This is a genomic window from Polystyrenella longa (assembly GCF_007750395.1).
GTDB classification, from domain to species: domain Bacteria; phylum Planctomycetota; class Planctomycetia; order Planctomycetales; family Planctomycetaceae; genus Polystyrenella; species Polystyrenella longa.
On sequence record NZ_CP036281.1, the window covers coordinates 1,326,392 to 1,339,264 of the forward strand.

The 12,873-nt window shown below is 51.8% G+C and carries 9 protein-coding genes; 5 read left to right on the forward strand and 4 right to left on the reverse strand.

Annotation, left to right across the window (positions count from 1 at the left end; genetic code table 11):
- Positions 1 to 32: 32 nt before the first annotated feature.
- Together Pla110_RS05045 and Pla110_RS05050 are read right to left on the reverse strand one after the other, a co-directional pair.
- Entirely contained in the window at positions 33 to 1,775 is a 1,743-nt protein-coding gene (locus Pla110_RS05045; protein WP_144993866.1) for a TIGR03545 family protein, read from the reverse strand.
- Between the two features lie 3 nt (positions 1,776 to 1,778).
- Positions 1,779 to 2,288: a TIGR03546 family protein gene (locus Pla110_RS05050; protein WP_144993868.1), complete on the reverse strand. Its 510-nt coding sequence runs from the start codon at positions 2,286 to 2,288 to the stop codon at positions 1,779 to 1,781.
- Between the two features lie 325 nt (positions 2,289 to 2,613).
- On the opposite strand from Pla110_RS05050, the gene Pla110_RS05055 reads away from it, so the two are divergent.
- Positions 2,614 to 4,215 carry a DUF11 domain-containing protein gene (locus tag Pla110_RS05055; protein WP_144993870.1) on the forward strand — a complete coding sequence of 534 codons (1,602 nt, stop codon included), beginning with the start codon at positions 2,614 to 2,616 and terminating at the stop codon, positions 4,213 to 4,215.
- A 58-nt stretch (positions 4,216 to 4,273) separates the two neighbouring features.
- Here Pla110_RS05055 and Pla110_RS05060 read toward each other — a convergent pair whose 3' ends face one another.
- Together Pla110_RS05060 and hpnC are read right to left on the reverse strand one after the other, a co-directional pair.
- Complete coding sequence (locus Pla110_RS05060) at positions 4,274 to 5,179, reverse strand: phytoene/squalene synthase family protein (protein ID WP_144993871.1); 906 nt, start codon at positions 5,177 to 5,179, stop codon at positions 4,274 to 4,276.
- A gap of 300 nt (positions 5,180 to 5,479) precedes the next feature.
- Positions 5,480 to 6,403, reverse strand: coding sequence for a squalene synthase HpnC (gene hpnC, locus Pla110_RS05065; protein ID WP_231742919.1), 924 nt, complete (start codon positions 6,401 to 6,403; stop codon positions 5,480 to 5,482).
- A 467-nt stretch (positions 6,404 to 6,870) separates the two neighbouring features.
- On the opposite strand from hpnC, the gene der reads away from it, so the two are divergent.
- From der to Pla110_RS05085, 4 genes are all read left to right on the forward strand, one after another.
- Positions 6,871 to 8,307 (forward strand): ribosome biogenesis GTPase Der, encoded by a 1,437-nt coding sequence (gene der / locus Pla110_RS05070; protein WP_144993873.1) that lies wholly within the window; start codon positions 6,871 to 6,873, stop codon positions 8,305 to 8,307.
- Positions 8,308 to 8,816: 509 nt separating this feature from the next.
- A complete protein-coding gene (locus tag Pla110_RS05075; RefSeq protein WP_144993875.1) occupies positions 8,817 to 10,418 on the forward strand; it encodes an OprO/OprP family phosphate-selective porin in 1,602 nt (533 codons plus the stop codon).
- 112 nt (positions 10,419 to 10,530) lie between these two features.
- The gene (locus tag Pla110_RS05080) at positions 10,531 to 10,932 is read left to right on the forward strand and encodes a hypothetical protein (protein ID WP_144993877.1); all 402 of its coding nucleotides are present in this window, start codon (positions 10,531 to 10,533) and stop codon (positions 10,930 to 10,932) included.
- Between the two features lie 672 nt (positions 10,933 to 11,604).
- A complete protein-coding gene (locus tag Pla110_RS05085; RefSeq protein WP_197440513.1) occupies positions 11,605 to 12,861 on the forward strand; it encodes an efflux RND transporter periplasmic adaptor subunit in 1,257 nt (418 codons plus the stop codon).
- Positions 12,862 to 12,873 lie beyond the last annotated feature (12 nt).

The following is a 12,873-nucleotide window of genomic DNA, read 5'->3' on the forward strand; positions in this document are numbered from 1 at the left end:
TGTTCTCAAACCAGCTTAGCGATGCTGTTGAGCTACCGTATTACCCCTTTGAGACTGTTCAAATCGAAGCCGTTCAGTGGTAATCCCCCCGCCGTCTGGGGGACGACTGTTCGCAGCATTCCCTGAGCTACTTTGACTTCTTCGTTCAATTCCTGGAAGCGGCTTGTCATCGATTGAGATAGCGTTTGCATTTCCGCTTTCACGAGTTGATTCGCCTGGGCTTCCAGATGTTCCTGCCCCGCTTGCCAGGATTGAGTCAACGCGGTCGTCAATCCGGTTGAGATTTGCTCACCCAGATTCGAGTGCACGTTCCAGCTCAGATCATGGACATCGCCCGAGAAATTCACACGAGACTCCAGTTGATTGATTCCGCTCAGTGAACGTGCGAGGACGTCATTCAAGGCGACCCGTTTTGGATCAGCACTGAACCCTTTGATCTCCACAGGGGCCTGAGTGAGCAGGATTTCACCTGAAGCTTGTTCCCCTTTCAGTAACAGCGTCGCTTCGATGGAGGAAGACTGCGCCGCCAACGTGATGGCAAATTCCTTCGGGTCTCCAAACATCTGTTCGGGCGGAATAGGGGCCTGGAATCGCAGCGCAATGCGGCTGACTGTTTCGTCAGAACGTTGGTCAATCGTGCCGTGCAGAACCAGTTGCAATGAGCCTTGAGATGAGAGTTCGATTTCGAGAGGTTTTCCGTAGACTTTGGGTTCGGTTGTCCAACCTTGCAATATACCAACGAACGGTTCAGGCTGTTGTTGATAATAAAGTTCTCCCGTCAGGTTCAATTTGCGAATCAGCACGCTCGGCAGGGGTTCCGCAATCACGAATTCGACGGTCGTTCCCCGCATTCGTTCCGGTTCCGGGGGATCTGTGTTGGGGAAGTTCTGCTGCACCCAACGACCCCACTCCAAAGCACTTTGCAGATGCCCCGCCAGTTCTTCGCCCAGCATCGCTTCCGAGATTGCTGTCGGATCGAGTCGTACAAAGTCGAGTTTCTTTTTAAGGCGCTCCTGATCTCGTAGACGCGCAAGTTCGACCTTCTGGAAGTCGGACTCTGCCTGTTGAGGTAACTGCTTTAATTCTTGTTGGATCGATTGGATCTCGTTCAATAACCGATCTGCTTCTTGTGCTGACTGGGCATAGGTTTTTACTTTTTGAACCGGGTTCTTGTCGGCAAAATCGATGTTCCGTTTGATTTGTTTATAATCTTCTTCGACCTTACGCATGCGGGTTTCGAGGTCGTCGAATCGGGTTTTCCATTCTTCCTGTAACTCTTTCGCCAACCGGACTGATTCGAGTTGATTCGGGTCGAGTTCTCCTTTGGTTTTGCTGATGACCTCTTTCATCCACGCTTCCGACCGGTTGAGGGCAGCTTGTTTGAGAACCTCGATCGACTTCCATTCCCAATCAATCAATTCGTCCAATTCTCCCGACTTGTCACGCGGGCGATCCCATTTCAGGCCGGTGAGATTGCCTTCTTCAACGATCAACTTTTTACGCGCGACTCCCCAGGCGTCGAGCTTGATGTCGGCGGAATCGAATTCAAACAGATTGTGATCTGGTTTGATCGTATTGGCGACAGCGACCTTCGTCAGTGCAATCTCGGGTGGAAAGAAACCTGTGTCGAGATCGTCGACTTCGACTTCTGCCTGAAAGACCGCCTTACCACCCCAGACGACACCGCGCTGGAGCAGGGGATCGATCACGAAGACAAACATCGCCCAGAATAGTCCGAGCAGTACCGCTCGCGATAAAAGATAGGACCAACGCATCAGTTACACCTCCCCTAGACTGGCTGCGATTTCCGCGCCCTGAATAAGACGGACGATTCGAAAACGCTCCAGACGCTCTTTACACCTGGGAGTAAACCACTCAAAGAAGGGGCGGGAATAGCGGGCTGTTGGATACAAAGCGATTGCACCGACGACAAAACTTCCCAGCACCACCGTATTGTTAAAGTTCGTCCAGGGAACAAACGGTTGGTTGTAAAGAAAGGTCCAGGTCGATTCGAGCACTGGTAAATGCAGAAGGAATTCGCCCAGTCGATGACTCAGTGGATCGAGTAGAAACCCTACCCACGAAAAGATGAAGGCCGACATCAATGCGGCGGAAAGATTCACTCGCAGCATATAGAGGAGAGTCATCAGGCCGATCGCCAGCAGATTGTCTTTCGGCACGAGTCCGATCCACATTCCGAGTGTGAATCCCCACGCCATTTGAGACGTATTCGAGGCTTCGGTCAAAGTCTCTACTAAAAACCGGACCGGTGACAGCAACAATCGCACGTGACGTACTCCCTGAGCAGGACATGGCACGCGGGCGCACCCGGGACGCGTGTGTAGAACACGCCCCCGGCCCGATCAAGCCACCACATCTGTATTTAAGCTACTTATTGGAGAGAGTGCGGGGATTCTCATCAGAAGTGCCGTTTTGATCAAGACGAGTTTTTAATGAACTAGTGATCATGTGAAGGAGACCGTGGAGAAATCGGTCTTTCCAAGGTTCCCTGTTTTTGCTATCTCGTCCATACCCTGAAGAATTCAAGAGGCAGAATATCTGGTTTTCCCTCTTTATTGCCCACTTTAAAGTTGATGAGGTTCAGGAAGAACCGTGCAATTAGATCCCCATAACCGACAAGATGTCGACCGGCAAAACCGCCGTCAGGACGTTGACGAATCCGACTTTACCTTGCTCAGTCTGATACCGGGAGCGTGGCTTCTCGTCCGTCTCTGGTTCTGGTTAATGCTGCAATGGCGGGCCGTGCGCCTGCACTGCGCTCGTGCCTGGTATCATTTCAGTCGTGGACGCTCGACTCGGCAAGAACGGAATCGACAACATCGCTCTTCCGGTGTCATCGCGGAAGGTTCGCGTAAAGTTCGCGCGGCACCCTTCGTGTTCTATCAGAATTTTCGTGACCATCGCGCCTGGTTGTTTACGACCGTTTGCGGGACCATCGGCATTATTCTCTTGATCTTTCTGTTTCTCCGCAGTTGGTGGATTCCAACAGCACAGGCGGAACCAGAAATAACGGATCTGGGGACATCCACGAGTGAACCGGAATTCCTGTTTATCACGGACGAGTCGGCAATTGGTGATGCTGAAATTAAGATTCACATCGAATCACTCAGTATTGTCCGACCTCCATTGAACGAACAATTTGTCGAACAGACTCCACGCATGCTCGCGCCGATGCGCCGCAGCGATGAGGGAGATATCTGGATTGCTTATCAGGAGCGTACGCCTGTCGCCCCCGCCATCGTCGAGTCGGATTTGAACATCAATGATTACGAACCGACCGTTCGATTTGATCCACCGGAAGCAGAGCCTTACTTCAGCCTCGATGTTCCCGAACAGCCAGCAGAACCGTTAACGATTGAGCCGGAACCAGTGCCCGAACCGGTTGAGAAATTCACGATCAAGAAAGTTTACCCCCAAGGGTCTTCTTCTAAAGACCAACCAGACTACTTCACTGTGCAGGTTGCGAATGAAGGGGAGACTCATCTCAGCCAGAAGATGTTTCAGGAAGATATTCCTCAGGACTACCGTCTGGCCGAAGAGGGGCGCTTCACCCATTTAGTACAGGGAACCTTGTTCTGGACTGTTCGCGATCTTGCTCCGGGTGACCGTCGCGAGATCCGAATCGAACGCATTCCCGTCGTTAAAGCTCCTCCCGTCGAGCTGAAACGAGAACCTGTAGTCCAACAGCAACCCCGCCGATCAGCCCCTAAATTTGAACCTGAACCCGAGCCGGAACGGCCTAAACTGCGTGTCAAAGTCGATCAACCCGGACAGGTGACGGAAGGAGAAATCGTACCTATTCGGTTCATCGTGACCAACGCCGGACGCGCCCGTGTGCACAACGTCGTACTGCAAACGACGTTGCCCGACGAACTGGAATATCCTCGTGGTCGGCAACTGACTTTGAACATCCCCGAAATCGAACCGGGAGCCAGTCGCTCTTTCCGATTGACCACTACCGCTGTACGTACGGGTAAAGGGGCTCAGATAACCAAAGTCTCCGGAACTGACTTCGCCCTCGACGTGCAGTCCCCCATTCAGGTGAGCAGTCGCACCACCAAAAGCAACCCCGCCACTCGACGGAAAACTCCTGTACCGGCAGAACCAGTCTACTATGTCGCCCCGATGCCCTGGTACAACCCCTGTTGCTACCAACGCGTCAGCACCGTCTGGTGGGCCCCCCGCGTTTGGTGATGGATGCCGCCAGGTCCGCCAGTTTTTCAGAGTGAACCTGTTTGATACTCAGCGAAGCTTAAGATTTGCTTCGGCGCAACATCGCTCCCAGCGCAATGCTCACTTTGCGAGGATACGACAGCGAAACCCGTTTAGTGAAGACGTCGTAGTGGCGACGTTCGATTTCATCCAGGATGCCACCATAGATTTTGATCATGGCGCCGAGGACGGGTTTGCCAGTAGGGGAAATGTGATCAAAGAGGGCCTGGGCCTGGGCATAGTACTCACGGGCGCGGGCGACTTCGAATTTCATCAGTGACTGGAAGAGCGGATCATTGAGCCCTTCCAGAAGATGTGTACGCGTGACTTGATGATCGTCCAAATCTCCCTGCGGAAGATAGCATCGGCCTAATAGCGAGTCTTCCTGTAGATCGCGGAGAATGTTGGTCAGTTGGAAGGCGAGACCGCAGGAATCGGCGAGGGGATAGACGTCTTCGAATCGGCTATTCGGATTAAGTCCCCAGACATGCACACAACAACGACCGACGACACCCGCGACGTGATAGCAGTAGTCTTCCAGTTCTTCGAAGGTTTGGACCGAGCCTTCGTGCAGATCTCGTTCGACGCCAGTGATCACTGCTTGCAAAAACTCGTGAGGTATCGCTTTACGCTCGACCAGATCAACGAAGGCGGGGAGCAGTGAATGAAACTCCAGCTTATCGCCCTGAGCAAGGGCTGCATTCGTCACGGTTCGCCATTGTTCGAGTTCAGTGCGGCGTGCCTCGATGGTTTTGTCCGGATCGTCACCGATGTCGTCGCAATGCCGCATGAAGGCATACAGAATCGACATGTCCCGCCGGTCGGGTTTGGGAAGAGTTAGAAAGGCGAAGTAAAAGTTGCCCGCCCGTCGCCGAGTTAATTGCTGACAGTACCGCGCAGATTGCTCTAGAGTGAGCGGTGGCGGAGTGACTTGGTCAGCAGGCATTGGAAGATTTCTCGGTTCAACAGTGAAGAAGGGGACGGGAAAAACAAAGAAGTGTTCATCCTAAAGGATCGAGCGGAAGAGGTGAAGAACTACGACCGTACTTAATCAATTCCTTATGCTGCATCTCCCCATACAGCTACCATGACGATGAAATCGAAATGCGTCATCAGGGTGCCACAGTTTGGCTCGTCCAGCAGTGGCGCCCAGCAATGGGTTGCTCGGGCATTTTCAGGACAATTGGCAAGAATGCCTGCGGGTTATCACATTTTCAATCAAAGAATTATGATCCTCCGGTTCAGGTTATTTTCCGAACATGGCTCGGAAGAGAAGCAGGGGGAGGTCACTGCGGTTCAGTTTGGGTCGGGTGGTCCAGACCCGGTAATCGATCTGCTCAATCTTTTCGAGAATCCTCAGCCCGCCCAATTGAAAGAGGTGAATCTCTTTTTTCAACCGACCGTTCAACTGAGAGATCAGCGGGTTACCGGCGAGCATTAATTCGCGGGCTCTGTTCACTTCAAAAATCATTAGCTCCCGGAAGGAGTCGTTCTCCAGGCGTTGGTTGAAGTCTTCGCGTGAATACCCAAATTGCTCACGGTCTTCCCGAGGTAGGTAAATTCGTCCTTTGTCATCATCGCGAGCAACATCCTGCCAGAAGTTCGTGACTTGTAATCCACTGCAGATGCTGTCGGACCAGGTGCCTCGTTCCTCCGTAAAAGCTTCGCAGACATAGAGCACCAGTCGACCCACCGGGTCGGCACTTCGTCGACAGTAATCAAGCAATTGCGGCCAGGATTCATATTCCGTGACGACTTGATCCTGCTGGAATGCGGAGATCAAATCGAGGAAAGGTTGTTGAGGGATTTTACATTGATGAATCGTGTTGGTGAGCGCAATGGTCACGGGGTGCCGGGCTTCGCCGGCGTAACTGCGGAGTAGCTCTTCTCGCCACCAGTCGAGCAATTCGGTGGGAGTTTTGCCTACTTGCTGAGCCAGATCGGGGGTGACTTCGTCTCCGAGATCGTCCGCCCAGCGGCACCACGCGTAAACGTTATAGAAGTCCTGATGCCATTTTCGGGGCAACAGCCAGCTGACTACGGGAAAATTCTCGTAGTGGGATCGTGTAATCCGCCGGCAGTAGCTTTGACTATCCGCAAGAGTAGGGGGATCCGCCTCTGCAGAGGGCCCCCAGTGGAGCAGTTCGTTCTTAAAGGAGTAATCAGACACAGGTTATCTCGATGCAGTTGCTGGAATATCTGCCTTTTGTTGTACCAGATCGAGGAATGGGGCGGGTAGGGATCGCGTCTGAAAAGGGCGAATTGCCTCATATGGACGGTGGTTGATGTGGAAAGTGGCACTTATTTTCCCCCTTCCGATGGGGCTACTTGCATAGGCGACTGGAAAGCGGGTCGGGCTTCGAGTACAGTCGAACATAGAAGAGGAAAGATGCAATTGGAGGGTCCCGACCTCTTTTCCTGTCCAGGTGAGATACCGCCTGGTTTCTATTTGTAGACCGGTTCTCACAAGCGTGAATCGCTGCCCGTCTGTTTTCAAAGCTCCCCGGGGATTTTTGTATTCCTGGTACTGGGACGCTCCCGAAAAATCGCCAATCCCGCTGACCCCCAACTGCCGTCCTCAACGGATCGCAGCGGCAACGGCCGGATTCCAGAATATCCATAAAGTCGAGCTGTTTGATGTCTGTCCAAACTGTGGCCATCGTTGGTCGTCCGAATGTCGGCAAAAGTTCTCTGTTCAACTGGCTTGCCGGGAAGCAGATTTCCATTGTCGATCCCACCGCCGGTGTGACCCGCGATCGCGTCAATTATCTTATGCACGTCGGGGACCGATACTTCGAAATGGTTGATACCGGCGGAATCGGTGTCGTCGATTCGGACGACTTATCCGATCAGATCGAACAACAGATCAACCTCGGCATTGAGCGAGCGGACTTGTTACTGTTCGTCGTCGACGCACAAACCGGAATTACGCCTCTCGACCGCGAAGTCGCCCAGCGTATCCGACATATTGATCGGCCCAAGTTGCTCATCGCGAATAAATGCGATTCTCCCAAGCTCGATCAGGAAGTCTTTGAATTCCTGTCGATCCTGAACGCACCTATCATTGCGACCTCTGTCACGGCGAAACGGAACAAGGATCTCTTACTCACGGGGATCGTCGAGAATTTACCTCCAGCCGATGAGCATGAAGCCGAAGAAGGAATCGCACGAAGTTCTCAACCGGAACTGAAGCTGGCCATTGTTGGTCGGCGTAATGTGGGGAAGAGTACGTTCATCAACGCTCTTTCACAGGAAGAGCGGGTCATTGTCAGTGAGATCGCCGGAACGACGCGCGACAGCATCGACATTCGATTCGATATGGACGGTAAAACGTTCGTCGCGATCGATACACCTGGAGTACGTAAGAAAAAGAGCCTGGCCAACGATATCGAATTCTATGGACTGGTCCGGGCACAACGCAGCATCCGTCGCGCCGATGTCGTTTACTTGTTTTTCGACGCAACGAACACAATCTCGCGTCTGGAAAAACAGCTGGCCGACGAAATCGTCAAGCAATACAAACCTTGTATTTTCGTTGTGAATAAATGGGACCTGGGCACCGATGCTGAGATGACGACGGAGAAATGGACCGAGTATCTGACGGCTCAATTCGCTCAGTTGCGCCACGTGCCGATTGCGTTCATCACCGCTCAGGATAGCCGGAACATCAAGCAGTTGGTTAACCTGACTCAGGCGATTTACAAACAGGCAATGGAACGGGTTTCGACTGGTAAACTGAATCGCTTGATTCGGGCCGCGATGAAACTGAATCCGCCTCCGTACCGACAGAACAAACGTCCCAAGATCTACTACGCCACGCAAGTTGGTGTGCAACCACCGACAATTGTCCTCAAGTGCAACCATCCTGAACTCTTTGACGAAACCTGGAAACGGTACCTGCATGGTATTCTCCGGGAAGAACTCCCGTTTAAGGAAGTTCCTATTCGCGTCTTCTTCCGAGCAAAAGATCAGCACGAGACAGACTCATTGAGCCTCGAAGATAACACCCACATCGACGACGGTTACGACCTGACGCACATCGATCTTCCCGCTTCGAGAGACGAGGTCGAGTAAGTTTTCTCGGCTTTGGATCAAGATTCCTTCGTCGGAACGATGCCCCGTGCCAGGTCCTTTTACTGACACGGTATCAGGCATTATGCTCTCTCGCTACTTGTTCGAGACTCATTCCTTAAGTGGATACGCTCCTTGCAGACTCTCGATTTCTTCGCGCGCAAAGCTTTACGCATTAAAATTCCAATTCTGGTCCGATCAGAGAGAGTAGGTTGCGCTGGCAAGATACGGCGTTATTACTTCCTTTAACGCTAGTAGAGAATCGCTTGGTTCTAGCGTTTCTTGTTAAGAATGGAAGTGTATCGACTATTGCAATAATTCAGGTGTAATGAGAGGCCGAAAACTATTCTAGGAGATCAGTCCAGTGCCTGTGCATGACCTCCAGCAATGAGGAGAAAAATCGATTTTCCAAGCCGAAATAGGTTTTTCTTCCCTCCCAAAAAAATGCTCTCCTAGTAAGGATTCTGATTCTAATGTTGCGGCAAGGGTGGCCAAAATATTTAGCAGCAATAATGATAGCTGGCGCAGCCTGGGGGGACCTGGCTGTTGCCGAGGAGAAGACCGTTTATACGGCTGAAGAAGTCTCCACCCTCTTGAAAAGACTGGAAGAGTCTGAAAGTCGTATCGATCAATTCGAAGCAAAGTTGAAAGTGCTCGAAGAGAATCAGCAGAGGCTGGAATCGAACGATCACAACACCGTCGAGTTCATTTCCGCTCAGGATCCCCCACCCGCTCCGTCGGCTGATTCGTCAGACGAAGAGAAGTCCTCTGACGCGGGAGACTTTGATGAGTTCATCAACGAAACCGAAAAACGGTGGGAAGAGCAGTTGGGGGTCAATAAGGATCTGGAGAAGGCGATCAAGGGGAGTGTTCAACCGGGTGGAAAAGATATCACCATGAAGCTCACCGGGCGTATTCATGCCGATCACTGGGCTTTCCCCGGAGAGTCTCCTGCGACCAAAGCTTTTGAGACGGGCGATTCGAATAACGACACGGACGATCGAATTGGCTTTCGCCGACTGAGGTTCGGAGTTGCTGGTGATATCAAAGATAACATGGGTTACAAAATCGAAATGGAATTCGCGGGCGGAAACGACGTCGAATTCCGCGATGCTTTTCTCAGCTTCAAACACCTGCCGTTTCTGCAGACACTGGTCATCGGTAACCAGAAGCGTCCTTACGGTCTCGATCACTTGAACAGCAGCCGCTACAACGTCTTCATGGAACGACCGTTCGTGATTGAGGCGTTCAATCAGGACTCTCGCCGTCTGGGCGTTGTCTCCTATGGTGTATCCGAGGACCAGGCTTACAACTGGCGTTTCGGTGTCTACAATTTGCGGCTGATACAAGATGAAGGTAACTATATCAGTGACCAGTATCAATCAGAAATCGCTGGACGCCTGGCTCATACCTGGTGGTACGACGAAGCCTCGGACGGTCGTGGATATGCTCACTTCGGTATCGCAGGTACAGTCGCTCATCCCGATGGCAGTACAGGGGGCGACGCTCCTAACAATCTTGGACGCGATCAGAACGAGGCCCGATTTCGGACTCGTCCAGAAGCGCGCTCAACCAGCCGCTGGCTCGATACGGGCCGTATAAACGGGGCTGAGTGGTATGAACTGGCCGGACTGGAAAGCGTGTTTAACGTCGGGCCGCTGCAGTTGGTGGGTGAGTACCAGTATGTATGGATGCAAAACGAAGAAGGCATTAATCCCGATATGCAGTTTCATGGCGGGTATGCTTATGCTTCTTACTTCCTTACGGGGGAACATATTCCCTGGGACCGTAAGACCGGTACGTTGGGACGGGTGAAGCCGTTCGAGAACTTCTTCATGGTAGATCGTTGTTCCGGCGGCACTGGAGGAGGCTGGGGTGCCTGGCAGGTTGCTCTGCGATATTCTTACGGCGACCTCTCCGATGAAACCGTCTACGGTGGTATTGGCGAGAGTGTAACCTTCGGTTTGAACTGGCACTGGAATCCAAATGCCCGAATGCAGTTCAACTACATTTACGGTCAAATCTCAGATCGCAACGTGGTCGACAGTAACAATCTCACCTTGACTGGCGGTGATTATCAAATCGTGGGTACTCGATTCATGGTTGATTTTTAAGCGAGGCTGCCGAGCAAATTGTCTAGGAGAATGTCGCGAAGCTTTGCAATCACGCTATGCAAAAGATGCGACCGAACTATTTTAAATATCAAAACGTGAAGGGAGCCCACCAATGCGTTTATTTCTTTTTGCCGTCTGCCTGGGACTACTCGGATTCGCCTCCACAGAGGGTTACGCCGATCCAGGTAGTCTGAAACCGGCCGGAAGTTGTGACACACCCTGTTCCGGTTGTTCGAAGATCCTGATCTGTTGTCCGTCGACCACAATTGAAAAAGAGAAGAAGACCTGTTTTGAAGTCGAGTGCGAACACATCTGTGTTCCCCAGGTTAATTTCTCCTGGAAACAACTTTGCGCGCTGGCATGCGGTCTAGCCGATCCATGCGAACCTGCTGCACCAGCATGCGGGAAAATCATCACTGTTAAGAAGCTGAAAAAAGAGAATTACGAAGTCGACAAAGTCGTCTATAAGTGGGAAATCAAGGAAACACATCAGCTCGGTTGCTGCAAACCTTAGGCTTTAAACAAGTAAGAGCAAAAATATAGGTCGGAGCCAGAGTTCCTGAAGAGGGAGAATGCTCTCCGCAGTGTATACCTGTCTGGGAAATTAATACCTGAACAAAAGGGCGGGGCAGGCACGGGAAGTGTTCGGTCCGTTTTTGCATTTCCGGGAGATAACATTGCGATTCGCCTCGAAATCGGTTTTAATAGATAGACAACTATTGATGCATCCTGCCGTTCCCTATGGGCTTTGGTGACATCGACTTCCGACTCAGGAGCTGGCTCTGTCCCTCTTGAATCAGAGAGAGAAGTCCACCAGCAGTTCCGGAACCGACTCCGCAGGACCCACCTGACTGATTTTCACACACCTTCAGTCACTTATTCCTACCTGATACGAAACCCTCCGAGCGATTTCATTCACCGGCTGACCTTCCAGACAAAAGCCTCCAGGGCTGGAACCACGGTTGGTCGTTAATTCGAGTGAACTCCTCTTATTGAATGTTTCCTCCCGCATGCGGCACGTCCGGTTGCCAGTGACTATGTCCTCTTCGGCATGGTTCCGGCATTCTCGGTGAACTCGATGATCTAAATCATGTTCTCAATTCAGAACGTGGAGAGAACAAGCGAGTTAAGCGGTGCTCTGTTTGCGGCGAGGTCGAATTCAACCAACCTGCACGGGACGTTTAACATGAAATTTCTGTGGCCCCCTCTAGCAATTTTGACGTGCATCAGCGCTGGCTGGATGATGTACCGCGACTCTATGAATGCGGAACCCGCGTTGGAAACAAAAGAGAAACCCAAGACCGCGATGGCCGTCGAGGTAACTCATTTGTCCAAAAGGGACCTCATCGAGTCCGTCGATCTGGTCGGCAGTCTTGAAGCTTCGGCCGATATTCAAATCTATACTCGGGGCGAAGGTTACCTGGTAGGTCTTCCGTTTGACGTGCAGGATAAAGTTAAAGAAGGTGACGTCGTCGCTGTGCTGGATGAATCAGAACAGCGAGAACTGGTTGCCAGTACTTCCGCGGCACTGAAAGTGACCCGGGCGAAACTGAAAGCCCAGCAGACCAAGCTCGATCAGTCCCTCAACAACTACCGTCGTCAGCAAGAACTGGATAAATCGGGAGTGGCCACCAGTCAACAGCTGGAAGCGGCCAAAGCTCAGTTTGAAATTTCTCAGGCTGAGCTGGAATTGCAACAGGCGGAAGTCGATCAAGCGATTGCCAATCACAATTCCAGCGAAATGAACTTGAAGCAGATGCGCGTCCTATCGCCCGTTACTGGGTTTGTCGCACAACGCTTCACCCATGTGGGCGATCTCGTTTCCTCTGAAAAAGAAATTATGCGGATCGTTTCCATCGACAAGGTGAAAACCGTCGTCAATATCGTCGAAAAAGATTACGAAAAAGTTCGTATGGGACAGACGGCCGAAATTCGGACGGACACGTTCCCGGGAACCGTTTTTAAAGGAACAGTGGTTCGTAAATCACCCGTAGTCGATCCCACAACTCGTATGGCTGAAGTCCACATTGAAATTCCCAACTCCGACCTCGCCCTGAAACCAGGTATGCACGGTCGCGTGAGAATTCGAACGAACGTCATTCCCCGGGCAGATGTTTTGCCGATCGCTTCTTTACTCCAACATAAAGACAAAACCAGCTTATATGTTGTCGAAGGAGAACCCGCCGTTACTTCCTTGCGTGAAGTTGAAACGGGCGCTAGTGACGGTGAATATATTGAAATTGTCTCCGGTGTCGGTGTGGAAGATCGTATCGTCGCCCTGGGAAGTCAAATGGTCGATGATGGCGATGAAGTCGCTGTTCTTGATCATGTTGATCGGGATCAGAAACTCGCCGTTCCCGATCCCGAAGTCGTCGCTCCCCAATCCAAATTGGGTGCGGTCATTCCGCTAAGTGAAAAAGTGACCGCCAGCGCTGCGGAATAACATTCAGTTTCA

What these genes read in the sequence shown, in the direction of transcription:
- Pla110_RS05080 (WP_144993877.1), top strand. Translation starts at nt 10,531, where the DNA reads ATGCGTTTATTTCTTTTTGCCGTCTGCCTGGGACTACTCGGATTCGCC.
- Pla110_RS05085 (WP_197440513.1), top strand. Translation starts at nt 11,605, where the DNA reads ATGAAATTTCTGTGGCCCCCTCTAGCAATTTTGACGTGCATCAGCGCT.
- Pla110_RS05075 (WP_144993875.1), top strand. Translation starts at nt 8,817, where the DNA reads ATGATAGCTGGCGCAGCCTGGGGGGACCTGGCTGTTGCCGAGGAGAAG.
- Pla110_RS05045 (WP_144993866.1), bottom strand. Translation starts at nt 1,775, where the DNA reads ATGCGTTGGTCCTATCTTTTATCGCGAGCGGTACTGCTCGGACTATTC.
- Pla110_RS05060 (WP_144993871.1), bottom strand. Translation starts at nt 5,179, where the DNA reads ATGCCTGCTGACCAAGTCACTCCGCCACCGCTCACTCTAGAGCAATCT.
- der (WP_144993873.1), top strand. Translation starts at nt 6,871, where the DNA reads ATGTCTGTCCAAACTGTGGCCATCGTTGGTCGTCCGAATGTCGGCAAA.